This is a genomic window from Sphingosinicella sp. BN140058, assembly GCF_004135585.1.
Taxonomy (GTDB): Bacteria; Pseudomonadota; Alphaproteobacteria; order Sphingomonadales; family Sphingomonadaceae; genus Allosphingosinicella.
Window position 1 is genome coordinate 1,537,480 of the sequence record NZ_CP035501.1, and the last position, 23,981, is coordinate 1,561,460.

16 protein-coding genes are annotated in these 23,981 nt (G+C 66.8%); 8 read left to right on the plus strand and 8 right to left on the minus strand.

Features of this window, described 5'->3' with window-relative positions; all coding sequences use genetic code 11:
* Positions 1–8: 8 nt before the first annotated feature.
* From ETR14_RS06920 to ETR14_RS06940, 5 genes are all read right to left on the minus strand, one after another.
* Positions 9–323: an L-rhamnose mutarotase gene (locus tag ETR14_RS06920; protein WP_129383975.1), complete on the minus strand. Its 315-nt coding sequence runs from the start codon at positions 321–323 to the stop codon at positions 9–11.
* Positions 324–550: 227 nt separating this feature from the next.
* Entirely contained in the window at positions 551–1,507 is a 957-nt protein-coding gene (locus tag ETR14_RS06925; RefSeq protein WP_165356349.1) for an alpha/beta hydrolase, read from the minus strand.
* 1 nt (position 1,508) lies between these two features.
* A complete protein-coding gene (locus tag ETR14_RS06930; protein WP_129383977.1) occupies positions 1,509–2,711 on the minus strand; it encodes a rhamnogalacturonan acetylesterase in 1,203 nt (400 codons plus the stop codon).
* A complete protein-coding gene (lldD, locus tag ETR14_RS06935) occupies positions 2,708–3,862 on the minus strand; it encodes an FMN-dependent L-lactate dehydrogenase LldD (protein WP_129383978.1) in 1,155 nt (384 codons plus the stop codon). Before lldD ends, ETR14_RS06930 begins: the two co-directional genes overlap by 4 nt.
* A gap of 13 nt (positions 3,863–3,875) precedes the next feature.
* Positions 3,876–4,574 (minus strand): FadR/GntR family transcriptional regulator, encoded by a 699-nt coding sequence (locus ETR14_RS06940; RefSeq protein ID WP_129383979.1) that lies wholly within the window; start codon positions 4,572–4,574, stop codon positions 3,876–3,878.
* Between the two features lie 76 nt (positions 4,575–4,650).
* Between ETR14_RS06940 and ETR14_RS06945 the strand changes: the two genes are divergently transcribed.
* The gene (locus ETR14_RS06945) at positions 4,651–5,517 is read left to right on the plus strand and encodes a DMT family transporter (RefSeq protein WP_129383980.1); all 867 of its coding nucleotides are present in this window, start codon (positions 4,651–4,653) and stop codon (positions 5,515–5,517) included.
* Positions 5,518–5,530: 13 nt separating this feature from the next.
* Here the strand turns inward: ETR14_RS06945 and ETR14_RS06950 are convergent, their stop codons facing one another.
* On the minus strand, positions 5,531–7,477 hold the full coding sequence (locus ETR14_RS06950) for a rhamnogalacturonan lyase (RefSeq protein ID WP_129383981.1): 1,947 nt from the start codon (positions 7,475–7,477) through the stop codon (positions 5,531–5,533).
* 252 nt (positions 7,478–7,729) lie between these two features.
* On the opposite strand from ETR14_RS06950, the gene ETR14_RS06955 reads away from it, so the two are divergent.
* Together ETR14_RS06955 and ETR14_RS06960 are read left to right on the plus strand one after the other, a co-directional pair.
* The gene (locus ETR14_RS06955; protein WP_165356350.1) at positions 7,730–10,927 is read left to right on the plus strand and encodes a TonB-dependent receptor; all 3,198 of its coding nucleotides are present in this window, start codon (positions 7,730–7,732) and stop codon (positions 10,925–10,927) included.
* 300 nt (positions 10,928–11,227) lie between these two features.
* On the plus strand, positions 11,228–11,476 hold the full coding sequence (locus ETR14_RS06960) for a GIY-YIG nuclease family protein (protein WP_243455802.1): 249 nt from the start codon (positions 11,228–11,230) through the stop codon (positions 11,474–11,476).
* Positions 11,477–11,736: 260 nt separating this feature from the next.
* Here ETR14_RS06960 and ETR14_RS06965 read toward each other — a convergent pair whose 3' ends face one another.
* Positions 11,737–12,444 (minus strand): DUF6250 domain-containing protein, encoded by a 708-nt coding sequence (locus ETR14_RS06965; protein WP_129383983.1) that lies wholly within the window; start codon positions 12,442–12,444, stop codon positions 11,737–11,739.
* A gap of 196 nt (positions 12,445–12,640) precedes the next feature.
* Between ETR14_RS06965 and ETR14_RS06970 the strand changes: the two genes are divergently transcribed.
* The 5 genes from ETR14_RS06970 (at position 12,641) to ETR14_RS06990 (ending at position 22,532) form a co-directional block, all read left to right on the plus strand.
* The gene (locus tag ETR14_RS06970; protein ID WP_165356351.1) at positions 12,641–15,613 is read left to right on the plus strand and encodes a TonB-dependent receptor; all 2,973 of its coding nucleotides are present in this window, start codon (positions 12,641–12,643) and stop codon (positions 15,611–15,613) included.
* Positions 15,614–15,625: 12 nt separating this feature from the next.
* Positions 15,626–16,936, plus strand: a complete 1,311-nt coding sequence (locus tag ETR14_RS06975; RefSeq protein WP_129383985.1) for an oligogalacturonate lyase family protein — start codon at positions 15,626–15,628, stop codon at positions 16,934–16,936.
* Complete coding sequence (locus ETR14_RS06980; protein WP_243455803.1) at positions 16,933–17,727, plus strand: rhamnogalacturonan acetylesterase; 795 nt, start codon at positions 16,933–16,935, stop codon at positions 17,725–17,727. Before ETR14_RS06975 ends, ETR14_RS06980 begins: the two co-directional genes overlap by 4 nt.
* On the plus strand, positions 17,724–19,157 hold the full coding sequence (locus ETR14_RS06985) for a glycoside hydrolase family 28 protein (RefSeq protein ID WP_129383987.1): 1,434 nt from the start codon (positions 17,724–17,726) through the stop codon (positions 19,155–19,157). The genes ETR14_RS06980 and ETR14_RS06985 overlap by 4 nt, the downstream gene beginning before the upstream one ends.
* Before the next feature lie 378 nt (positions 19,158–19,535).
* On the plus strand, positions 19,536–22,532 hold the full coding sequence (locus ETR14_RS06990; RefSeq protein WP_243455804.1) for a beta-galactosidase: 2,997 nt from the start codon (positions 19,536–19,538) through the stop codon (positions 22,530–22,532).
* A gap of 195 nt (positions 22,533–22,727) precedes the next feature.
* On the opposite strand, the gene ETR14_RS06995 is transcribed toward ETR14_RS06990, so the two are convergent.
* Positions 22,728–23,975 carry an MFS transporter gene (locus ETR14_RS06995; RefSeq protein WP_129383989.1) on the minus strand — a complete coding sequence of 416 codons (1,248 nt, stop codon included), beginning with the start codon at positions 23,973–23,975 and terminating at the stop codon, positions 22,728–22,730.
* Positions 23,976–23,981 lie beyond the last annotated feature (6 nt).

The following is a 23,981-nucleotide window of genomic DNA, read 5'->3' on the forward strand; positions in this document are numbered from 1 at the left end:
CGGGCTCCTCAGGGAAGATGAAACATCGGCACGAGCGGCCATTCGCGGGGCTTGTTGCCCGGCTCGACTTCCATGATGTCGGCCATGTGATCCCACCAGCGGCGCATCACCGGATGGGCCGGCAGGCTGTCGCGGTCATGATCTACGGCGAGCTTCAGGGTGGCGAACAGGGCGCCCGTCTCGGGATCGAGGAAGATCGAATAATCGCGGATGCCGGCGTCCGTCAGCAAGGCGGCGAGCTCGGGCCACAGCGCGTCGTGGCGGCGGCGATACTCGTCCGCTTGCCCCGGTTTCAGCTGCATTCGGAAAGCGTGGGTTTCCACGTCCCTCTCCTTTCGTCCTCGGTGCGCCTTATGCCTGAGCTACAAGGCCGTGAATAGTCATATTTTGAGACTCAATCCCGTAATGTGGGAATCATTTCACAACTTCAGACCGTTCGGGCTGAGCTTGTCGAAGCCCTCCTCTTCTCTTCTTCCCTGAGGAAGTGAAGGGCTTCGACAGGCTCAGCCCGAACGGTGCGTTGTGTGTTGGAGTGTGTCATAAGGTTTACTCACCGAGGCATCCCGGCCACGTGCCGCCCCAGCCAATCCTCGAACAGATCCGGCCAGAAATGCCCTGGGCCGGTCGCGTCGCCGGGCGTGCCGAAGCCGTGGCCGCCGATGTCGAAGATGTGGATCGCGCTCGGCACCTTCCGGCGGCGCAGGGCCGCGAACATCATCATGCTGTTTTCGACGGGCACCGTTCTGTCGTCCGCGGCGGCGGCGAGGAAGGTCGGCGGCATGTCGGCGGGCACGTTCTGCTCGAGCGACCAGCGCCGGATCCGGTCAGCATCGGGCGCCTTGCCGATCAGGTTCCGCCGCGACTGGGCGTGGGCGTAGGGATCGGCCATCGTGATCACCGGGAAGAACAGGCCGGCGAAATCGGGGCGCGCCGGCAACGACTCCGCTTCGTCGACCCTGTCGTAGGTCGCATCGGCGAAGCGGCCGGCGAGGCTGCCGGCGACATGGCCGCCGGCCGAGAAGCCGATCACGCCGACCCTGGTCGCGGCGCCGGCGTCGCGCGCCAACAGGCGAAAGGCACGTTGCGCGTCCTGCAGCGGCGCGTCCGGACCCGCCGCCCAGCCGTCATACGGCAGACGGTAGAGCAGAGTGCCGACGGTGAAGCCGCGATCGGCGAAGAGGTGGGCGAGCGCGCCGCCGTCCGGGGCGGTCGCAACCCGTTCGTAGCCGCCGCCGGGCACCATCAGCAAGGCGATGCCATTGGGCCGTTCGGGCCGGAGCACGGCCAGAGTCGGTTCGGTGACACCGTAGAAAGCGAGGTCGTCGGGCGGCGAGGTCGCCGAGCGCCGCACCGCCCGCTGGGTGACGGTGACGTCGGCAGCGCCGGGCGGGCGGCCCGGCCACAGCCGGATCGTCCGGTGCGATCGCCTGGGGGCGCCCGTCGGGCCGAGACCGGGAACGGCGAGGCCGGCGGCGATCCCGCCGACGAGAAGGCTGCGTCGATCCATGTCAGTTCCCGTCGGGTCGAAGATCGGAGCGGAGGCCGCTCGCCGGCAGTGCGAAGCGCTCGGGCGGCGCCGGCCGGGCCGGATCATAGGCGCGGGCTTCGCGCAGCACGTGTGCGGCCAGGCGCGGATCGGCGGCGGCGAGGCCGGCCGCGACCATGCGCGCGATGGCATAGGCGCCGTAATTGTTGTGGTGGGTCTTGTCCTTGCCGCCGTCGTTGAACGCGAGCGGTGCGCGGCTCGGCCCCAGCGCCTCGTAGAAGCTGGTCGTGGCGGCGGTGAGATCGATCAGGCCCACCCCGGTCTCGCGCGCGACCTGCCTGACCGCCGCGGGATAGTCGCCGTGGCTCGGCACGATCCGGCCCGCCGCATCGAAGGTTCGCCGCTCCGGCGAGGTTGCGAGGATCGGGGTGGCGCCGCGCCGGCGCGCTTCGGCGATGAACGCTTGCAGATAGGCCCGGTAGGTGGTCGCGGCCTCGACATAGGTCTGCGGCCATTGCCTTTTCTGGTCGTTGTGGCCGAACTGGAAGACAACGAAGTCCCCGGCCTTCATCGCCGACAGCATCTTGTCGAGGCGGAGCTCGGTCAGGAACGACTTCAGCGTCTCGCCGCTCTCGGCATGGTTGGCGACGGCGATGTCGGGACCCAGGAAGCGGGTCAGCATCTGGCCCCAGCTCGCCGCCGGTTCGGCGGTCTGATCGGTGACGGTCGAATCGCCGGCGAGATAGAGGGTCGGCACGTCTGCCGGTTCGACCGCGATCGACTGGACCTGCGGCGCCGTACCTAGGAATTCGAGGGTCAGGCGGTCGTCCCAGGTGGCGCTGCCGATCTCGCGCGGCTTGAGGCGTACGGCACTGCCGCCGGGCGCGTTCTCCGGCGGCGGACCAAGCGCCGGCGTGCGGACGTTGACGACGAAGCTGCGCGTCGTGTGGGCACCGGCTTCGGTGCGCACATCCTCGAGCATCAGCCGGCGCGCCTCGGCCTTGACGGTGGTCGCCGCCGCCTTCGCGCCGCCCAGGGCCAGGGTGACCCGGTAATTGCCCTCGGGCACCTTGACCGAGAAGCGCGCCGGATCCTCCCAGCCGAAGCCGCGCGCTTCCTCAAAGCGCAGAGTGCGCGGTGCCGCGGCGCAGCCTGCCCGCGCCGCCTCGACGCAGAAGATCCGGGGCGGGAGCGGCGCGGCCAGGGTCAGGGCCAGAGCGATCATGAAGGCGAGAGATCGTGGACGATCGAGCGGTCGATGTCGGCGATCCGGGTGGTGCCGGTCAGCGCCATCGCCACGTTCATCTCGGCCCGGACGAGATCGAGCATGTGGGTGATCGCCGCCTCGCCGCCGGCGGCGAGCGCATAGGCCCACGCGCGGCCGAGCAGCACCCCGTCGGCACCGAGCGCGAGCATGCGGACGACATCGAGGCCCGAGCGGATGCCGCCGTCGGCGAGGATGGTCATCCGCCCGCCGACCTTGTCCGCGATCGGCGGCAGCGCGCGGGCGGAGGACAGGGTGCCGTCGAGCTGGCGCCCGCCGTGGTTGGAGACGACGATGCCGTCGGCGCCGGACTCGGCGGCGAGTCGGGCATCGTCGGCGTCGAGGATGCCCTTGATCACGATCGACCCGTTCCAGTGCGCGCGGATCCACTCGATGTCGTGCCAGCCTACATTAGGTTCGAAATTGTTGCGCATCCAGGCAAAGAAATCCTCGAGCCCGGTGTTCGGGCCGAGCACCGGAGCGACGTTGCCGAGCGCGTGCGGGCGTCCGTTGACGCCGACGTCCCAGGCCCAGCGCGGGCGCATCATCGCCTGCAGGGTGCGGCGAACCGAGCCCTTGAGCCCCGGCGCGCCGGCGAGGCCCGAGCGATAGTCGCGGTAGCGCGATCCCGGCACCGGCATGTCGACGGTGAACATCAGGGTCGGGCAGCCGAGCGACGCCGCCTCGGCGAGCAGATCCTTCATGAAGCCGCGGTCGCGGATCATGTAGAGCTGGAACCAGAAGGGTTTCGCCGCGGCCTCCGCGACTTCGGCGAGCGCGCAGGCGGACACGGTCGACAGAGTGAACGGGATGCCGGCTTTCTCGGCCGCGCGCACGGCCTGGCGCTCGCCGCGCCGGGCGTTCATGCCGGCGAGGCCGATCGGCGCCAGCGCCACCGGCATCGCCAGATCCTGGCCGAACAGGCGGGTCGCAAGATCGATGGTCGACACGTCGCGAAGCACCCGCTGGCGCAGCGCCACCGCTTCCAGATCGGCGATGTTCCGCTTGAGGGTTACTTCGGCATAGGAGCCGCCGTCGATATATTCGAACAAGAATCTGGGCAGCCGCGCCCGCGCCAGTTTGCGATAGTCGATGACCGAAGCGGCCTTCATGCCGTCGTCTCCGTCATGCTTGTCCATCCTTGAGCAGCCGCACCGACTCGAGAATATGGGCGCGGACGTGGGTGCTTGCCGCCGCCGCATCGCCGTCGCGTATCGCCAGATAGACGATGCGGTGGGCCTCGACATCGGCCTTGGCGACCCGCTTGGCGGCGTTGGTCACCGGGATCGACATCGACAGAGCGCTTTCGACCATCGACGCCTGCGAGGCGAAGAAGCGGTTGCCGCTGGCGCGCAGCAATTCGGCATGGAAAGCGATGTCGGCCTGAAGCGCCTCGGCCGGATCCCCCTCCATCGCTTCGATCGCTGCGGCGATGTTGCCGAGCGCCTGCGGATCGCGGCGGTGCGCCGCCGCCGACGCCGCTTCCGGCTCGATCGCAAGGCGCAGCTGGGCAAGATCGAGCAGCAGGGCGCGGTCTACGGGCGCGTCGCGCATCCAGCGCAGCACGTCGGCGTCGAGCATCGACCAATGCTGCTTGTCGCGCACCGACGCGCCGAGCCGCGGCCGCGCGGACACGAGACCCTTGCCGCCGAGCACCTTCAGCGCTTCGCGCACCGCGGTACGGCTGGCGCCGTGCTGCCGGCAGAGATCGGCCTCGGTCGGCAGGCTGCTGCCGACCGCAAGGCGGCCTGCGACGATCGCACGGCCGAGGCTTTGGGCGAGCTGGGCGCTGAGCAGATCGGCGCGAGGCGCTGGATTCTCCATGCGAGACTTGTCATACAAAATTGGCCGTGCTGACAAGCCCGATTCTGGTTTGGTGCGGCGATTGCCAGGAGCCCCCTTGTCCCCGCGCGACTTCCTGATCTTCGTGCTCGTCTGCCTCGCCTGGGGATTGAACAACGTCGTCGGCAAGATCGCGGTGACGCAGCTCGGCTGCCCACCGCTCGCCTTCGTCGCGGCGCGGTTCGCCATTGTCGGCCTGGTCACCTGGCGCTGGCTGCAGCCGGCACCGCGGCCGCTCTGGCGGATCGCGGCGATCGGCTTGCTGATGGGCGGCGGCGGCTTCGCCTTTCTGGCCATGGGCCTCAGGACGGCGAGCCCGTCTGCAGCGGCGATCGTGATGCAGATCAACGTGCCGCTCACCACCTTGCTATCGGTGGCGATGCTCGGCGAGCGGGTTGGTCCGCGGCGCGGCCTCGGTATCCTGCTCACCATGGCGGGCGCGCTGCTCGTGATCTGGCGGCCGGGCGGCTTCGATCTCTCGCCGGGGCTGCTGCTGGTCGCGGCCGGCGCGGCGTGCGGGTCGTTGGGCGCGGTGATGATGAAGCAGATGGCGGACGTCCGCCCGCTGCAATTCCAGGCCTGGGTATCGTTCGCCTCCTTCTTCCCCTTGCTCGCGTCGTCCCTGCTGTTCGAGAGCGGCCAGGCGGGCGCGGCGCTTGCCGCGGGCTGGCCGTTGATCGCCGCCATTCTCTATTCCGCCTTGGTCGGATCCGTTCTCGCCCACACCGCTTTCTACGGCCTGATCGCGCGCTACGAAGCCAATCTGATCGCCCCGCTGACCCTGATGACCCCGCTGGCGACGATCGGCCTCGGCGTGCTGATCACCGGCGATGCGTTCGACGCGCGCATGGTCGCCGGCGCGATGCTGGCAATGGCGGGCGTGCTGGTGGTCGCGGTGCAGTGGCCGGAGCGCGCGCAGGGCTGACCCGCCCGATGCCTCACCGGCCCCGCGGCGCCATGCCGGTGCCGAGGAAATAGCCGGTGTGCGGCGGCTGGTTGTAGGCGACGTTCTGCCAGGCGACGCCCAGGCGGTAGACCGGATCCTGCATCAAGGCGGGCAGCCGAATCGATGTGGGATAGGGCGTGACGTAGATCCGCAACGCGCTGCTGTCCTCGGTCCGGACGACCAACTCCTCTCGCCAGTCGCCGAGGATGTCGGCGCTGAGCGCCGGATTGGCCTTGGTGCCGTTGTTCGACGCGACTCCGGCCGGCTCCAGCAAAGGCACGCTCTCGCCCCTTGCGAAATCCCATTTGAAGATGGCGGTGCCGTCGAGCAGTTCGCGCGAGAGATCGCCATCCCACCAGATCGCGAAATTGGTCTGGCGCGGATGGCGGCCAATCACGTTGCCCGTGACGTCATAAAGGTCGGGGCTGTTCGCGGCCCAGGCTTCGGCGCCGGGATGACGCGGATCGATGTCGGCAGCGAGGCCGCGGCCGGTATCCTTGTCCGCCTTGGTCGACCACAAAACGGCGCCGGTGCGCGCGTCGAGCATCGCCGCGCCGATGCCGCCGTTGCGCGACACCTCCTCGTGAACGCCCCATTTCTCGAGGCCGGGACGGGCCGGATCGAGATCGGACAGGTGCATGGTGTCGCCGTGGCGCAGGCCCGAACTCCACAGGCCCTTGCCGTCATCGTCGATCGCCATCGAACCGTAGACGATCTCGTCGCGGCCGTCGGAATCGACGTCGGCCACGCTCAACTGGTGGTTGCCCTGACCGGCGAAGCGGTCGTTGCCGGGCGCCGACGTGTCGAACAGCCAGCGCCGCACCAGCCTGCCGCCGCGATAATCCCAGGCGGCGACGGTCGAGCGCGCATAATAGCCGCGGCCCATGACGATGCTCGGCCGCTTGCCGTCCAGATAGGCGACGCCGGCGAGATAGCGTTCCGAGCGGTTGCCGTAGCTGTCGCCCCACAGAGATTTGAGCTGGTCGCCGCTGGGAGCGGGCGTGTCCGGATGGCGGGGCGGCGCATAGGGCGCGGTCGCAAGCGCACGGCCGCTGCGGCCATCGAAGACGGTAAGATATTCCGGGCCCTTGAGGATCCGGCCGGTGAGCTGGGCGACACGGCGACCGCCGGGCAATTCGGTCGAGCCGGTGCGATCGGTGCTGTCGACGTCGCCGCCCGTCTCCCGCCAATCCGCCTTTGGATCGCCGATCGGCTTGCCGGCGCCGTCAATGGTGCCGTCGGCGGTCTTGGCGACCACTTCCGCGCGGCCGTCGCCGTCGAAATCGTAGACCAGGAACTGGGTGTAATGCGCGCCCGAGCGGATGTTCGGGCCCATGTCGATCCGCCACAATCTTTTGCCGTCGAGCGTATAGGCATCGAACAAGGTCTCGCCGGAATAGCCGACAAAGGCATTGTCCCTGGCGATCGAGGGATACCATTTGACGACGATCTCGTAGCGGCCGTCGCCGTCGAGATCGCCGACGCTGGTGTCGTTGGCGTCGTAGCTGTAGGCCGTGCCGTCGGGTGCGGTGCGCTGCGCCGGGCGCTGAAGCGGGATCGACAGATAGCCGCTGGCCAGTGCTGCCGCGGCCGCGCTCGGCGCCCGCTCCTTGCCCCCGACCACTGGGCGCACGGTGTAGCGTGCGCCCGCACGGCCCGCAGCATCGACGAAGTTGGTGCCGGTCTGGGGCGGCGCATCTCCGACCCGATGCCCGTCGCGATACACGGCGAATCCGGTGCCGGGGGCATCGCTTGCGAGCAGGCGCCAGCTGACCAGGATGCCCGCGCCGCCGATCGCGGGAACGGCGACGACGCCGCGATCGAGCGACTCGGCCTGACGACCGGCAATGATCGGGGACCCGTGCGGCGCCCCTTGGGCGGCGCCGGCCGCGACGAGCGCGAATCCGGCTGCTGCGGCACCGACCTTCGGCATGGCCATCTTGCTCTCTCCTCGCCCATTTTGTTGCGACCCGGGCACATTGACTCGGCCGGGAAACGCCGCTTTTGCGGTGACAATGGTCATACAATTCACCAAGGATTGCAACCTGTAATCCCATATAGTGGAAACATGTTCCACATTTTCCTTTTCAGCGGTGGCTGATCGCGGTAATGGTCGGACAAGTGGCGGCGGAATCAGCCGACGAAGACCACGTCCAACCGGACCGAAGGGCCGACCAAGGAGAGGCTGAGAGTGACTGACTTCCGCACCGGGCGCCGCGCGCTTCTGACCACCAGCCGGGCCGCGATCGGGGTCGCCGCTTTCTCGTTCGCCGCGCCCCTGCTCGCGCAGGGCGCGGGCGCCGCGCAGCCGGTGACTCCGCCGCAGGGCGGTCAGCCGGCGATCGTTCAGCAGCCGAATACCGCACCGGTGGAACAGGGATCTACCACCTCGGATCAGCCGCGGCCTGATCAAGCCGACGAGCAGATCGCCGATCCGGCGGCCGAGGCGACCAACGTTACCGAAGCGCAGGCCGATCCGGGGGCCGGTGCCGCCGCCGACGAGACCATCGTCGTCACCGGCACCCGCGCCAGCCTTCAGGGGGCGATCGCCCGGAAGAAGAATGCCGGCACCCAGGTCGATTCGATCGTGGCGGAGGACATCGCCTCCTTTCCCGACAAGAATATCGGCGAAGCGCTGCAACGCGTGACCGGCGTGCAGCTGTCGCGGGTCGAAGGCGAAGGTTCGCAGGTCAGCATTCGCGGCGTCGAGCCCGATCTCAACCGCGTCGAGATCAACGGCGCCTCCGTGCTCGGCTCGGCCGGCGCGCGCGGCGGCGACTTCCGCGAGCTCGCATCCGAGCTGGTCAAGTCGATCGACGTGTTCAAGGGCTTTACCGCCGACATGACCGAAGGCGGCGTCGGCGGCACCGTCAGCATTCAGACCCGGCGGCCGCTGGAGCTGCGCGATCCGCTGCTCGCGGTCACCGCCTCGATGCAGAATCTGGAGACGCTGGACAAGTGGCGGCCCCGCGGCAACATCACCGCGGGCGGCAAATTCCTCGACGGGCGGCTCGGCTTCCTGGTCAACCTGACCTACGACAAGGTCGACACCCGGTCCGACTTCCAGCGCAACACCGAATGGCGCCGCTTTTCGGCCGATGCCACCCAGACCGATCTCAACAACGACAACAAGAAGATCACCGAGAACGCGAACTTCACGAACATCACGACACCGCAAGGCTGCAACGCCGTCCCGGTCAGTGCAGGCGCCGGCGCCACCCGCGCCGATTGCCTGGTTCAGTTCGCCGAATTCGTGCCGGGCATTCCCCGCTACAGCAGCTGGGAACGCAACGACCAGCGCATCTCCGGCGTCGCGACCATCCAATATCAGGTCACCGACCGGCTCGACGTCTATGCCGAATATCAGCGCAACAGCCGTAAGGTGCGCACGATCGACAACAATTTCGCCGTCGACGTCCAGGCTTTCGGCCGCATCGACACGTCCAACAATTGCGCCACCTGCACGATCGACGACGCCGGCAACCTGATCGGCTTCAACACGGCCGCGACCGGAAGCTTCAACGCGGCCGGCACCGGCAGCGGCGCCGGCTCGATCTTCAGCGTGCAATTTCGCGACTTCATCCAGAAGATCAACACCGACTACAAGCAGGTCGGCTTCAACTATGACGGTGAGAGCTTCCGCCTCTCGGGCTTCGGCGTGCTGTCGAAGGGCACGACCTGGAACGACACCAACTCGATCGTCCTCAACGGGACGATTCCGAGCATACGAGTCGACCTCGATCCCGAAAGCGGCAATCCGCGCTTCGGCTTCCCCGCCGATGCGGATCCGTCCGACATCGACACCTTTCTCAATCCGACCGGTGTGACCGGCACCGTGCGGCCGATCGTTGCGGAGTTCCAATACCGTCCGGACGAGATCGACACCAAGGAGAACCAGTTCAAGATCGATGGCGATTTCGACGTCGATTCCTCGTTCCTGAAGCTGATCGAGATCGGCGCGCAATATCGCACGTCGAGCATCCTGCGCTACGGCGGCGGCATCAATTCCACCGGCAGCGAGATCCCGAACGCGCAGGGCGTGATCGTACCGACCCCGTACATCACCGCACGGGCGCAGCTCGGCACGACCGATACCGCGCTGGTGCCGACTCCGAACGGCAGTCAGGTCGGCACGCAGCAGATTTCCCCCGCCACCCTCTCGCGATTTCTGCAGGGCTCGACCGACTTCCTCCCCTACACCTTCTTCCCGGTCGGCGATCGTACCGGGCTGCCGGACACCTGGCTGCGTCCGAACTTCAATGGGATCGGGGACTATTTCGACCAGACCTACGCCAATCACGATCGCCTGCGCGAAGTGAACGGGGTCGGGCAGATCCCGACCCAGGACGTCGACGAGAAGATCTACGCAGCCTACCTCAAGGGCAATTTCGATTTCGAAGTCGCCGGGATGGCGGTGAACGGCAATCTCGGCGTCCGCTATGTCCGCACCGAGGACACATCTACCGGCTTCGTCCGCACCATCCTGCCCGGCCAGACGGTCGCGGCCAGCGCCGACTTCATCACGATCAGCAACAGCTATGAGGACTGGCTGCCGAGCGCCAATCTCTCGATCGGGATCATTCCCAACCAGCTGATCCTGTTCGCCGGCGCCTCCAAGGTGCTGGCGCGGCCGAGGCTCGCCAATCTGGCGCCGAACATCACCTGCAACATCGGCGATGTGGTGGCCGAGACCCAAAACAACTGCACGGCCGGCAATCCGGATCTCGAGCCCTATCGTGCCAACCAGTTCGACCTCAGCCTGTCCTGGTACCCCAACCGCGACACGCTGATCAGCGCCGCCGCCTTCTACAAGAACATCCAGACGTTCGTGATCGAGAACGTCTCGACCTTCGACATGGACCTGTTCGGCACCGGCGAGCTGTTCGACCTGCGCCGCCCGGAAAACGGCCGGGGCGCCAAGATCAAGGGGCTCGAGCTCACCGCCCAGACCGCGTTCACGTTCCTGCCGGCGCCGTTCGACGGCTTCGGCATCCAGGCGAACTACACCTATTCGGACGCGAAGGACGTCGGCCTGTTCAACCAGCTGACCGGCGAGGAACTGCCTTATCCGTTCCTGTCCAAGCACAGCTACAATCTGGTCGCCTATTACGACAAGGATTGGCTGAACTTCCGCCTCGCCTATAATGGGCGCTCGAACTATCTGCGCGCATCGTCCGAGCGTTCGGGCAACGCCGTGTTCAACGACGGCACCGGCTATCTCGATGCCAAGCTGACCTTGCGCTTCCCGGGCTTCTACGGCGCCTCCCTCTTCGTCGAGGGCAAGAACCTCACCAAGGAGACGGAGCGGCAGACGTCCGGCGACATCCGCATGACCAATTACGAATATTCGGGCCGCCGCTTCTACGCCGGCGCCTCGTTCAAATTCTGACGAGCCTCCCCGGCAGGCCGGACCTCCCGGCCTCCCGCGAACCTCGGCCCGGTGCGTCATTGCACCGGGCCTTTTTTTGGGGTGACTGGAGCGCGGGGACGGGAGAGAGGAAGAAAGGAAGGACTTCGACGAGCTCAGCTCGAACGGGGCTTGGTGACTGGTGCCCCGTAGCCCCCTCCCTCTCCTATTCCGTTCGGGCTGAGCCTGTCGAAGCCCTCTTTTTCTTATCCACGGGCACTTGCAGACCGAACCTTCTACGTCGGCCATACCGACGACCTCGACAAGCGCATCGCGGAGCACATGGCCGGCGCTCTTGGTGGCTATACAGCCAAACGTTTGCCGGTGACTTTGGTGTGGTCCGAAGAATTTCCGAGCCGTTACGAGGCGCTGTCTGCAGAGCGACAGATCAAGGGCTGGAGCCGGGCAAAGAAAATGGCCTTGATCCGGGGAGACTGGCTTTCGATTTCCGCGCTAGCACGTAATCGGCAAGCGGAAGGAAGGGCTTCGACAAGCTCAGCCCGAACGGGGGAGATAGGGCAGAGAGAATAAGGTGCCCGTTCCCAAAAGCACCCGTTCGGGCTGAGCCTGTCGAAGCCCTTTCCTGCTTTCGTTCCTTGGCCCCATCCGGCCTGCTGCGAGCCTTGGCCCGGTGCGTCATGTACGGGCCTTCTTTCGATGAGAGTGAAGGAGGGAAGCGAGGGTGGGCTTCGACAGGCTCAGCCCGAACGGAACAGGAGAGGCTAAGAGGGTAGTTGAACCACCGTTCGGGCTGAGCCTGTCGAAGCCCCCCTGCTTTCTTCCCTTCGCCCTCACGGCAGCCGCCACACTCGAAAGTCCCGCACGCGCAAGTGGCTCTTGGTCGTGCGGAGGCCGAAATGACCCTTGGTGTAAGGCTCCGGATCGTCGAGCTCGAACATCGGCCGGCCGTCCCGCAGCAGCGCAATCCTGCGGCCGTCGGCGATCAGGCGGATGCGGTACCAGCGATTGGCTTCGAGCAGGTCGGCGGGCGCCGCGAGGTCGTGCTGCGGCAGCAGCGGGCGGTCGTCGCGGCGGCCGATATAGCGGCGGAAGCGGGAGGTGGTGTTCCGGTTGCCGCCGATGCCGGCATAATAAGTGCGCAGCTCGTCATAGTCGGCGAAGGCGCCGCTGCGCCGGATCGCAAGCACGTCGCCGCCGGGCGCGCGGGTATCGCTCGCCATCCAGAAGCAGTTGACGTCGCTGACCGCGTCATTCGGCCCGCCGGACTGCACGGCGGCGACCTGATAGTCGATCGCGACCGGCCCGGCGAGCGACGGCCGAAACCACAGGGTGACGCCGGCCGGGCTGTCGATGTCGAGCACGCCGCCGTCCGCCTGAAAGCGGCCGCCCTGCTCGGCTTCCACCTGCCACCGGCCGAGGCCATGGCGGAAATCGTCATGATGAAGTGGCGCGCCTCGGCTGCCGATGCGCCCGGCGCAGCCGGCGAGAAGCGCCGTCGCGCCGCCAATCAGTGCTCGCCGGGTCCATTGCCGATCCATCCTCCCCTGCTGTCACGACCGTCGCCCGAATGCAACACTTTCCCATAATGTGGATGGTTGTTTCATATTTTGGCTGACGCGGCGCGAAGATGCGGTAACCTTGTCTGCAACTGGCGCCGAGTCCCGCCTCGGAAAGACCAGCAAGGGCAGCCGGAGCCCGGATCCGGACCGCGAAACGCGTGGAGAGGAGACTGACGTGAACGGTTCCCTGCCTCGGAGCGCCCGCTCCCGAACGACCACATCCTGCATCGCCCTCGCCGTCGCCGCCTTGCCGTCGATCGCACAGGCGCAAACCGCTCCGGCGGAGCAATCGCCGGCCGGCACCGACGCAGCGGCGACCGCCTCCCCGGCGGGAGTGGCACAAGCGGCGCCGGAGGAGGCGATCGTCGTCACCGGCCTTCGCGGCGCGCTGCAGAGCGCACTCACCACCAAGCGCAATTCAAACGACATAGTCGACGTCATCAACGCGCAGGACATTGCCGACTTCCCCGATGCGAACGTCGCGGAATCGCTGCAGCGGGTGCCGGGCATCGCAATCGAGCGCGACGCCGGCGAGGGCCGCAACATCACCGTTCGCGGGCTCGGCGGCGATTTCTCGCGCGTGCGCCTCAACGGCCTCGAGGCGATCTCGGCCACCACCGGTTCGACGCTCGGATCGACGATCAACCGCGGCCGCGGCTTCGACTTCAGCCTGTTCGCCTCGGAATTGTTCAACTCGATCGTGGTCCGCAAATCGCAGTCTGCCGAGACCGACGAGGGCTCGCTGGGTGCCACCGTCGACCTGCAGACCGCGCGTCCGTTCGACAAGAAGGGCTTCCGGGCCGCCGCCTCGCTACAGGGCGCTTATTATGAAATGGGCAAGCACGTGCAGCCGCGCGTCGCCGCCCTGATCAGCGACACCTTCGCCGACGACACGATCGGCGTGCTGCTATCCGGCGCCTATTCCGAACGCACGGTCGAGGAAGAAGCCTATTCGAACACTTCGCTCGCCGACTTCTGGGAGTCGCAGCAAGGTTTCTGTCCGGTGGTACCGGGCACGGCGGTCACCCCGATCAACACGCTCGTCACCACCGCGCCCTTCACGCCCAATTGCACCCCTGCCCCCGGTGCGGTGCACGGCTCGACGCCCGAAGCCTATGCGAAGGTCGCGCGGGCCGGCGTGTTCGTGCCGCGGCTGCCGGGCTACGGCCGCTTCGTGAACCGCCAGAAGAGGCTTGGCCTCACCGGTTCGGTGCAATGGCAGCCGGCGCCCGCCACGCTGCTCACCATCGACGGCGCCTATTCGCGCTACGACCAGCGCAAGAACGATTATGCGACCAACCCGATCAGCTTCAACCGCGGCAACGGCGCCGCCGCCGGCAGCCTCACCGCCGCGCAGGCGACGGGTCGCCCCAACATGAAGATCCGCGACGCCGAGGTCGATGAGACCGGCCTGCTGCGCTACGGCGTGTTCGACGATACCGATTTCCGGATGACCAACGGCTACGAACGCTCGGAGACCCATTTCTACCAGGTCTCCGCGCATCTGAAGCAGGACATCGGCGAGCGCGGCCAGGTCAACGTCCTGCTGGGACAGTCGCGCTCCCTGTTCAAGGTGCCCGAATTCACGCTGATTTCGCTCGACCGGCTCGACAGCGACGGCTTCGTGTTCGATCCCCGCGACGACAAACGCAACCCGATCCTGGATTTCGGCTTTGATGCCTCGGATCCGTCCAACTGGGGCTTCATCAACGGCTATTCCGACATCCGGGTGCAGCGCCAGCGGGTCGACAACAAGTTCCGCAATGGCAAGATCGACTTCCAGTGGGAATTCAACGAACGTCTTACCGGCAAGATCGGCTATGCCTACAAGCGCTTCACCTTCCGCACCGAGAGCGAATCCCGCCTCACCTCGACGATCATCAACGCGCCGCTGCCGGCAGGGGTGACGATCGCCGATCTCAGCAATCCGATCGACGATTTCGGACGCGGCCTCGATCTGCCGGCGGGCTCGACGACCAGCTTCATCGTCGCCGACATCGATGCGTTCGAGCAGGTCTATGACTTCAACTGCAACTGCGTGAACGCGCTCGGCGACTTCCGCATCGGCACCGCCGCCGCGCTCGGCAATAATCGCTTCGTCCGCGAGACCGATCAAAGCCCCTACGCTCAGATCGATTTCAACTTCCCGCTCGGCGGCGAATGGGTCCTGCGCGGCAATGTCGGCGCCCGCTATGCCCATACCAAGCAATTTTCGACCGGCTTCATCTCGGCGACGCTGCCGATCGTCGAGGCCCGCCGAACCTATGACGATTTCCTCCCCGCGGCCAATCTCGCACTCGAGATCGGCCCCGATCTCATCGTCCGTCTGGCCGCGGCCAAGGCATTGTCGCGGCCGGCGCTCGGCAACCTCACACCGGGCGGCGCGGTCAGCACGACCGGCAATCTGTTCACCTCGACGGTCGGCAACCCCAATTTGACGCCGTTCCGGTCGACCAATCTCGACGCCGGCATCGAATGGTATTTCCAGAAAGGCGCGGTGCTCTCGGCCGCCGTCTTCCAGAAGAAATTGAAGAGCTTCGCCCAGCAATTGCTGACTCAGACCACGGTGGGCGAGAGCGGCATCCCCGCCTCGGCTTTCCCGACCGGTACCGATCCCAACACGCCGATCAACATCACCAACTTCCAGTCGACCGAAGGCGGCACGATCCGCGGCCTCGAGATCAACTATCAGCAGCCCTTCACCTTCCTGCCCGGCTTCCTCAAGAATTTCGGCGCACTCATCAATTACACCCATATCGATTCCAGGATCAGCTACTTCCTGACCGCCAACCGTGCCGGTCCGGTGCTGCGGGACGAGCTGATCAACGTGTCGCCCAACTCCCTGAACGCGACGCTCTATTATGAAGCGGGTGGCTTCTCGGCCCGCGTCTCGGGGGCGTATCGCAGCCAGTATCTGCGCCAGGTGCCGCTTCGCGCCGGCCTTGCCGACGCCACCGGATCTTATTCGACCTTCAACGTCGACGCGTCGATCTCGTACGACATCACGCCCAATGTCGGGCTCAACATCGACATGCTGAACCTGACCGACCAGCCGACCGATTTCTGGAACGGCCAGACCATTCGCGATCAGCAGGTCTACAGCAAGACCGGCCGGCAGTTCTTCGTCGGCCTGCGCGTCCGCTACTGAACGGAGTTTGCCATGACACCAGCCTTGCTGATCGCCGCCTTGCTGTTCACGGCACCCGCCGACGCCGCGGTGGGTCCGCGCGAGCGGGTGGACCCGCTCACCGGCCACCGCATCGTCCGCATCTCCGGCGAGGCCGGATCGGCCAGCCTCTATTTTCACCAGAACAGCTACACGCCGGACGGCAGGACGATGGTGATTTCGGTGCCCGGCGGCATCGCCAAGGTGGATGTGAAGAGCTGGACGGTGAGCCCGCTGGTCACGGGCGAGCGGCTGCAATTGCTGTTCACCGGGCGCAGGACACGGTCGGCTTATTATTCCGTGCCTGCGGCCGACGGTATCGGGTCGACGATCTGGGCGGCGGACATCGACAGCGGCAAGACGCGCAGGATCGCAGCGCTGAAGAGCGGCACGATCGGATCGATCAATGCCGACGAGACCCTGTTGCTCGGGCAATGGGCGGAACGCGACCCGCCGCTGCAGCCGACCGGCGCCGAGCGGCGCGACCGCGATCAGAACCGGATGCGCTTCGGTCAGACCGATTATGCGGCCAATGGACCTGACGGAAAGCCGCTGACCTATGCCGAAGCGAAGGAGGTGCGCCTCAACGAGCGGCTGGAAGCCAGGATTCCGATGGAGATCTTCACCATCGACATCCGCACCGGCGCCCGGCGCGTGGTCACCGCCTCGACCGACTGGCTGAACCACATCCAATTCTCGCCGACCGACCCGACCCTGATCATGTATTGCCACGAGGGACCCTGGCATAAAGTCGATCGGATTTGGACGATCCGCACCGACGGCAGCGAGAAGACCAAGATCCATATCCGGACCATGAACATGGAAATTGCGGGGCACGAATTCTTCGCGCCCGACGGCAAGACGATCTGGTACGATCTGCAGACCCCGCGCGGCGAGAAATTCTGGTTGGCCGGGTACGAACTCGGCACCGGCAAGCGTAAGTGGTACCATCTCGAGCGCAACCAATGGTCGGTGCATTTCAACCAGTCGCCCGACCGAACGCTCTTCTCGGGCGACGGCGGCGACAGCGAGATGGTTGCGCACGCCCCCGACGGAAAATATCTCTACCTCTTCCACCCGCAGGACATTCCCGACGTCGCCGGCATCCATGCCCCGGGCGCCGAAAACCTGATTTCGCCCGGGCGGCTGCAGCCCGAAAGACTGGTCGACATGCGTAAGCACGATTATCGGCTGGAGCCGAACATGACCTTCACGCCCGACGGCAGATGGGTAGTGTTCCGATCGAACATGGAGGGCGAGAACCACATCTATGCGGTGGAGCTCGCCAAGGCGGCCGGGAAGTGAGCGCGCAGCGGCTGCGGAGCCTGATCGGCCTGGCGTTGCTCGGCTGCGCCTGGCCTGCGGCCGCGGTGACGATCCACATCGCCGGCGATTCCACTGCAGCCGACTACGCCGCAGACCGCTATCCCCAGTCGGGTTGGGGTCAGTTCCTCGGCTGCGCGCTCGACGGCAGCGTGACCGTTCGAAACCATGCGGTCGGAGGGCGCAGCACCCGCACCTTCATCGGCGAGAAAAGGCTCGACCGGATCAAGGCCGAGATTGGAGCCGGCGACACATTGCTGATCCAGTTCGGCCATAACGACGCCAACACGGTCAAGATCGAGCGCTATGCCGATCCGCTCGGCGCCTATCGCAGCAACCTTGCGCGAATGATCGCAGTGGCGCGCTCGACCGGCGCCCAGCCGGTGCTGATCACCCCCGTTACCCGCCGCAACTGGAAGAACGGCCGGGTCGTCGCCGATTTCACCCCCTGGTCGGATTCGATGCGGGCGCTCGCCGCCGAGCTCCGCGTGCCGCTAATCGACCTGGAGCGTGACTCGGCCGCCTGGGTGCAGGCGGCGGGCGAAGCGGGATCGCGTGTCTATTTCCTCCACCACAAGGCGGAGGAGCGACTGCCGGCTTTCCCCAGCGGCATCGACGACGACACCCATTTCAGCGAATTGGGCGCACGCGGCATCGCCGAGATCGTCGCCCGCGACTTGAAGGCGCTCGAAATTCCCGTCTCCGCGCACGTGCTCGCGGCGCGGCCGGATCTGAAACGCACGATGCCGCTCGGGCGGGCGGCGTGCCGTTGAACGGGAGGATTCTCGACGTCCGCAGCTACGGTGCCCGGGGCGACGGCCGCACGATCGACAGCGACGCCGTCAATCGCGCGATCGCGGCTGCCGCGGCGGCGGGCGGCGGAACCGTGCTGTTCCCGGCGGGCCGCTATCTCTGCTTCTCGATCCGGCTGGCGAGCGGGATCACCCTGCTGATCGATCGAGACGCCGTGATGGAGGCGGCCGATCCGGCGCACCATGACGGCCGCTACGACCTGCCCGAACCGGGCGCGGCCCAGCTCTACCAGGATTTCGGCCACAGCCACTGGCGCAACAGCCTGATCTGGGGCGAGGACCTCGACGGGATCGCGATCGCCGGCCCCGGCCGGATCGACGGCACTGGCCTGACCCGCGACGGCCCCGGCGCGCGCTGGCGCCGGCAGACCGGCGAGCGACCGTTGTCGATGGCCGGGATGAGCGAAGCCGAAATCCGCGCACTGGAGCCCGCGGCCGAGCGGATGAACGGCCTTGGCAACAAGGCGATCGCCCTCAAGAATTGCCGCGGCGTCGCATTGCGCGACTTCACCATCTGGAAGGGCGGCCATTTCGCCATCCTCGCCACCGGCGTCGACGGCCTCGCCATCGACAATCTCCGGATCGACACCGATCGCGACGGCATCGATCTCGACTGTGTCCGCAACGCCCATGTTTCGAACTGCCGGGTCAATACGCCGAACGACGACGCGATCGTGCTGAAGAGCAGCTTCGCGCTCGGGGCCGCGCGCGCGACCGAAAATGTCGTCGTCGAACATTGCACCGTCACCGGGTTCGATCTCGGAACCATGCTCGACGGCCGCTTCGGCCGCACCCAGGATCTCGCGCCGGATCGCGACCGCGTCACCGGCCGGATCAAGCTCGGCACCGAATCGAACGGCGACTTCCGCAACATCGTCATCCGCGACTGCCGGTTCGAACGCTCCCGGGGGCTCGCGCTCGAAACGGTCGACGGCGGGACGATCGAGGATGTCGAAATTTCCGGTATCACCATGGCGGAAGTGACCACGGCGCCCCTGTTCCTGCGCCTTGGGGCGCGCCGGCGCGGACCGGAGGGCACCGGTACCGGCGCATTGCGTCGGATCCGCATCCGCGACGTCGCAGCCACCGGCATCGATCCGCGTTTCGCCGCTACCATCGCGGGCTTGCCCGGCCACGACATCGAGGATGTGACTCTGCGCGACGTCCGTCTCGTTTATGGCGGCGGCGGCACCGCGCAGGATGCGGCGCGCAGCCCGCCGCTGCTCGCCGACGCCTATCCCGAGCCGAGCATGTTCGGGGTGACGCCTGCCTTCGGTCTGTGGGTACGGCACGCGCGCGGGGTGCGGCTGAAGGACGTGCGGCTGGAAACGGAGACACCGGATGCGCGGCCGGCGATCGTCACCGAGGACGCGGAGGTGGCGGGGGAGTGAGAGGGGCCCAGGGCAAGATCCTCCCCGGAACGGGGATGAGCAAGCCCGTGGTGCCCCCGGCACCACTGCAGGCTGCGGGGCAGCCTGCACTTGCTCATGACCGCCGCCGACAGGCGGGGGTGGAGGGGGTTCGGAGACCCGCTCAGCCTGGTTTGTCTGGCGCTACGTGGGTCTCGGAACCCCCTCCACCGCCTTGGAGGCGGTCCCCCTCCCCGCGTGCGGGGAGGATCTTTCGGGTCGCCAAACATCTTGGCGTGCTCCCCTTGCCCGTGCCATGCGCCTCGGTGCGGTTCCCGGATGGGGATACCCCACCTGCGGAAGCTGCGTCTGATGTTGCTTGAGATTGCCGGAGAAAAACGAATGGTGCGAAACTGGCTGATGGCTACGGTCTGCGGAGCGGCCCTGCTTCTGGCGTCGCCGGCATTCGCGCAGACGCCCGCGCCCCTTGCTGGGCAACCCGCCGCCTCCGGCACGCGCCGCGATTTCGGCAAGGTCGCCTTCGATCGCCACTCGATCATTCTCGACGGCAAGCCGACGGTGATCTGGTCGTCCGAATTCCATTATTACCGCCTGCCGAGCCCGAGCCTGTGGCGCGACATTCTGCAGAAGATGAAGGCGAGCGGTTTCAACACAGTCGCCCTGTACTTCGCCTGGGGCTACCATTCGCCCGCACCCGGCGTGTATGATTTCAGCGGCGTTCGCGACGTCGACAAGCTGCTGGACATGGCTGCCGAGGAAGGCCTGTACGTCATCACCCGCGCCGGCCCCTACGTAAATGCGGAGTTGAGCCGCGGCGGCTTTCCAGGCTGGCTGGTGCGGCAGAATGCCAGGGCGCGCACCGATGCCCCCGAATATATGGCGGCGGCGGACGAATGGCTGACCCGGATCAACAAGATCATCGCCAAGCACCAATATGGCGACGGCAAGGGAACGGTGATCCTCCACCAGATCGAGAATGAATTGCTGCTCACCAATGCCGAGCAGCAAAATTACATGCAGCATCTCTACGATCGCGCCCGCGCCGACGGGATCATTGTGCCGATCTTCCACAACGACATCGGCCGCAACGGCCGTTGGGTACCGGCGTCGAGCCCGGTTCCGGGCACGATCAAGGGTCCGACCGATCTCTATGCCTTCGACGGTTATCCCGGCGGCAGCTGCGACGTCGCCGCCAAGCCGACCAAAGGCAGCCCGGCACCGGATTGGGGGCTGTACGGCCCCGGCGGCGCCAAGGGCGGCGCCAGCGCCTCGCCGAACACGCCGGGCTTCGCTGCCGAGTTTGGCGGCGGCTGGTTCGATTATTGGGGCAGCAACGGCACCTATCCCTGCACCGCGATCCAGCGCGGCAAGGGCTATCAGCGCGTCTTCTACGGCACCAACCTCGCCAACGGCATCACCGCGCAGAGCTTCTACATGGGCTTCGGCGGCACGTCCTGGGGCTGGCAGCCGGCGCCGGTCGTCTACACCAGCTACGATTACGGCGCCGCGATCGACGAGGCGCGCAACCTCCGCCCAAAGGCGCTGGAGCTCAAGCAGCTCGGCCAGTTCATCGAGAGCTTTCCGAGCCTCGCCCGCATGGACAAGGGGCCGGAGATCAAGACCAGCTCCGACAAGATCCGCCTCTACCACAATGTGAATGCCGAGACCGGCGCCCACCTGCTGTTCGCCGCGCATCAGCCGTCCAACGCCCGCAGCGACGATGCCTTCAGCTTCGATCTCGAGACCGCGGACGGACGCTACCACATCCCCCAGGCGGGCACGCTCCGGCTGAGCGGCTTCGACGCCAAGTTGCTGGTCGCGGCGCACGATCTCGGCAATCATCGCCTGGTCTATTCGACCTCCGAGCTGCAGACCGGGATCAAGGATGCCGGCGGCGACCTCGCCCTGCTCTACGGCCGCAAAGGCGAGGACGGCGAGACAATGCTGCGCTTCGCCAGCCAGCCTGCCGTCGAACTGCTGGACGGCACGGCGGAGCACGTCTTCGATCCGGCCACCGGCGATCTTCGCCTCAACTACCGCCACGAAGACCTGATCCGCGTACGGATCACCGGCGGCGGCCGGCCGCCGCTCACCTTGCTGATCGGCGAGGAGGACGTCGCCGCATCGTTCTGGCGGCAGGAGACGGCCGGCGGCGCCATCCTTGCGCGCGGCCCGGCGCTGGTCCGCAGCGCCACTCTGTCCGGCGGCCAGCTGTCGCTGACCGGCGACACCGCGGCGGAGACCCCGCTCGAGCTTTGGGGCCCGCGCATCCGCAGCGTGCGCTGGAACGGACGGGAAGTGTCGGGCGACCATCAGGCATCCGGAAGCTGGGTGTCGAAAAAGCCTTCGCCCGAGCCGCAGAAGATCGAATTGCCGGCCTTGCTCGAATGGCGCATCGGCCAGGAAACGCCGGAGCGAAAGCGCGACTTCGACGATACCGCCTGGCAGGCGATCGACGGCCGCGGCACCGCCGCGACGATCAAGCCGCCGACCGGCCAGCCCGCGATGGACATGTCGGCTTACGGCTTTCACAGCGGCGATGTCTGGTATCGCGGCCGCTTCGACGGCAGCCCGGCGGCGCGCAGGATCACGCTCCATTATGGCGGCGGCGGCAGCGGGATGCTCCAGCTCTGGCTCGATGGACGCTTCGTCGGCCAGCACGAACTCCCCTCCGGCATGGCGCGGCCGCTGACCCACGGCGTCGCCGAATTCGATCTTCCGCCCGACGCGCTGGTTGCTGGATCGCATGTGCTGTCGGTGATGGTGCGCAACAACGGCCACAATTGGGATCTGGAAGCGGACGATGCCCACAAGGAGCCGCGCGGGCTGATCTCGGCATCGCTGTCGGCGCAATCGGGGCCGAGCTTCGCGGTGCCGATCGCCTGGAAGATCCAGGGCAGCAAGGGCGGCGAGGCGATCGCCGACAAGGTGCGCGGGCCGATGAACAATGGCGGCCTGTTCGGCGAGCGCAGCGGCTGGCACCTGCCGGGCTTCGACGATTCCAAATGGGACAAGGCACGGCTGCCGGCGACGCAGGTGCTGCCCGGCACGACTTGGTACCGCACCAGCTTCGACCTCGCCGTGCCGAAGGGTCACGACGCCTCGCTTGGGCTGTCGATCGGCAATCCGGAAGTGCCGCGATCGGCCGTGAACTACCGCGCGCTGCTGTTCGTCAACGGCTGGAACATGGGCCAGTTCATCGCCCATATCGGCCCCCAGCGCACCTTCGTGATCCCGAACGGCATCCTTAACCCCAACGGCAAGAACGTGCTGGCGGTGGCGGTGACCAGCGACGGAGGCTCCGGCAACGGCCTGGAGCAGGTGCAATTGGTCAATCTCGGCACCGTCCGCGGCGGCGTGCCGCTGGCGCTGGTGGACTCGCCCGGGGCGAAGTGAGGGCGGCGGGCGTCGAGCCGAAAGATCCTCCCCGCCAGCGGGGAGGGGGACCGCCGCCGACAAGCGGTGGTGGAGGGGGTTCTGAGGCCCGCGAAGGCGTAAGCGGCCAGCGCCGAGTGGGTCTCCGAACCCCCTCCACCACCCTTCGGGCGGTCCCCCTCCCCGCCAGCGGGGAGGAATCTAATTTAGTCCTGATCAGCCCCGCGCGGCCTGGATCTCCTCCAGCGATTTGCCTTCGTTGCGCGGGGCCCAGATCAGGCCGATCGCGCCGGAGACGACCAGGAAGCCGGTCAGGATCCAGGCGAGAGTGGTGAAATCGTAGGCGGCGAGGGTCGGCACCGCCAGGCTCCAGATGCCGAGGCCGATGCGGACGATGGCAAAGGTGAGGCCCTGCGCGGTGGAGCGGATCGCGGTCGGGAACAGCTCGGCCGACCACAATTGGAAGAAGCTCTGGGCGCCGAAGCCGCCGGCGATGCCCATGATCACGACATGGGCGATCACCACCTCGAGCTTGAAGCCGAAGATCGCCAGCAGCGCCATGCCGACGACGTGGAGCAGAGCCGAGATGCCGAACATCAGCCGCTGATTGACCCTGTCCGACAGCGTCATGAAGATGCCGAGGATCGAGATCATGCCGATCAGGAAGTAGCTCGCCGGCAGCATCGTCGCGGTCCAGGTCGGCAGATTGTTCTGCTCGATGAGATACGGCGTGAAGAAGCCGTTATAGCCCGCCCACAGATTCCAGAAGCCGTACATGGCGGCGAGGAACAGCATCGAGCCGAGATAGGGCGCCCGGAACAGAGCCCGCCACTCGGCGCGGCGCGCGGCCGGCGCCTCGAGGCCTGCCGCCTTGGCCTCCTCCCAGCGCCGCGATTCCTTCATCTTCGAGCGCAGGAAGGTGAGCGCGATCGCGAGCACGAACAGATGCCCGAACAGGAAGCGGACTCCGTCGATCCCGAACGGCTCCAGGAAATAGGCGGCGGTCAGCACTGCGACCGGCCCAAGATACCAGAGCATCTGCGCCACGCCCGAATGGGCGCCCCTCTTGTCGTCCGGCGCCTGCTCGGCGATCAGCGACCAGGAGGCGGGAATGTCGGCGCCGACGGCGAGGCCGACCAGCACGAAGCCGAGCACGATCATCCACGGCGCGTTGGCGAAGACCAGGAACAGCATGCCGAACGCGTAGAACAGCATGTCATATTGATAGATCTTCTTGCGGCCGAAGCGGTCGCACAGGATACCGCCGATCAGCGCGCCGACTCCGGCCGAGATGGCGTTGGCGCTGAACGCGCCGATCAGGCCGATGAAGGTGTCGGACAGGCCGTAGATGTTCTTCCAGAAGGCCAAAGCGACCGATCCGGCGACGATCGAGCCGGCATCGATATAATTGGCAAGGCCCGCCAGAATCGTGTTGCGCCAATCCTCGCGCGTGGTCGTGCTCATCGCCCC

What these genes read in the sequence shown, in the direction of transcription:
- ETR14_RS06930 (WP_129383977.1), bottom strand. Translation starts at nt 2,711, where the DNA reads ATGATCGCTCTGGCCCTGACCCTGGCCGCGCCGCTCCCGCCCCGGATC.
- ETR14_RS06940 (WP_129383979.1), bottom strand. Translation starts at nt 4,574, where the DNA reads ATGGAGAATCCAGCGCCTCGCGCCGATCTGCTCAGCGCCCAGCTCGCC.
- lldD (WP_129383978.1), bottom strand. Translation starts at nt 3,862, where the DNA reads ATGAAGGCCGCTTCGGTCATCGACTATCGCAAACTGGCGCGGGCGCGG.
- ETR14_RS06990 (WP_243455804.1), top strand. Translation starts at nt 19,536, where the DNA reads ATGGCTACGGTCTGCGGAGCGGCCCTGCTTCTGGCGTCGCCGGCATTC.
- ETR14_RS06975 (WP_129383985.1), top strand. Translation starts at nt 15,626, where the DNA reads ATGACACCAGCCTTGCTGATCGCCGCCTTGCTGTTCACGGCACCCGCC.
- ETR14_RS06925 (WP_165356349.1), bottom strand. Translation starts at nt 1,507, where the DNA reads ATGGATCGACGCAGCCTTCTCGTCGGCGGGATCGCCGCCGGCCTCGCC.
- ETR14_RS06965 (WP_129383983.1), bottom strand. Translation starts at nt 12,444, where the DNA reads ATGGATCGGCAATGGACCCGGCGAGCACTGATTGGCGGCGCGACGGCG.
- ETR14_RS06950 (WP_129383981.1), bottom strand. Translation starts at nt 7,477, where the DNA reads ATGGCCATGCCGAAGGTCGGTGCCGCAGCAGCCGGATTCGCGCTCGTC.
- ETR14_RS06960 (WP_243455802.1), top strand. Translation starts at nt 11,228, where the DNA reads ATGGCCGGCGCTCTTGGTGGCTATACAGCCAAACGTTTGCCGGTGACT.
- ETR14_RS06995 (WP_129383989.1), bottom strand. Translation starts at nt 23,975, where the DNA reads ATGAGCACGACCACGCGCGAGGATTGGCGCAACACGATTCTGGCGGGC.